An 896-nucleotide genomic window follows, 5' to 3' on the forward strand; every position below is an offset into this window, starting at 1 on the left:
TATGTATTATGTAAAAAGTAAAATGAATTGTTCTTTACTTTCATTTTTATTCATTGGTTTATTATTTTATAAATAATGTATTCATGAATCCTTCGGATTTGTCTTGACACAAAAACGAAACAAAAAAGTCAAGGCTATAAATCCGTTTAGGCTAAAAATCCTTTTCACTTCGGGAATGAATTAAATCATTCCCGATGGTCGGTAATTCCTTCTAATCCTTCTTAAAAATGATTTTCTTAACGCCAACGATTTAGATGCCATTTCTTCGTTTCACTCTTAGCGTTTGTTAGAGAATGATTTGTTGTAGTGTTCGTTCAATAACTTTTCGACATCAGACATTTTGTAGTAGATTTTGTTGCCTACTTGACAGAATGAAACCTTTCCTTCATCTCTCCACGTTTGAGCTGTACGTTTTGAAATTTTCATTAGCATTAGAAACTCTTGGTTATCCATAAATGTTTCTTGTTTAGCTGCTAATGCTTTGTTTAATTTTTTAGTGATTTCCTCTAATTGGAATACGATCGCATCGTATTGTTCTTTTGTTAAAATGATTGCTTCCATTTTCTTTCTTGTTTTAAGATTATGGAACAAATGAAGTACAGAAAAAAAAGTCGCCAGGTCTTAAGTTGGTCTTATAAGACCAAAATAATTTTGAAACTAACTGTTTATCTATGATTGGTTAAAGACTTGCTATTTTTTGAATAAGACCTTTTTGAGCAAAAAAAATCCTAACTGAGTAAGTTAGGATTGAATGCTTTAAAGCAATTTATCTATATCTATTCGCTTATTTACATTTGGTCGTTTATCTTCTCGTGATGGAGTTAAAATTGTTCGAACGGTTTTTAGGCTTAATTCGTTTCCATCTTTATCAACAAAATTGGACACAATTACTTTTG

Annotated in this window: 1 protein-coding gene; it reads right to left on the reverse strand. The window is 30.4% G+C overall.

The genetic code is table 11. The features are described from left to right. Nucleotides 1–276: 276 nt before the first annotated feature. Entirely contained in the window at nucleotides 277–561 is a 285-nt protein-coding gene (locus tag N5E64_RS15635; RefSeq protein WP_038335637.1) for a helix-turn-helix domain-containing protein, read from the reverse strand. Nucleotides 562–896 lie beyond the last annotated feature (335 nt).

Origin of the sequence: Empedobacter sp. GD03739, assembly GCF_029843245.1 — a bacterium.
In the GTDB taxonomy this organism is placed as follows: domain Bacteria; phylum Bacteroidota; class Bacteroidia; order Flavobacteriales; family Weeksellaceae; genus Empedobacter; species Empedobacter falsenii_B.

Excerpts from the sequence above, each read along its gene's own strand:
- N5E64_RS15635 (WP_038335637.1), bottom strand. The coding sequence starts at position 561 with ATGGAAGCAATCATTTTAACAAAAGAACAATACGATGCGATCGTATTC.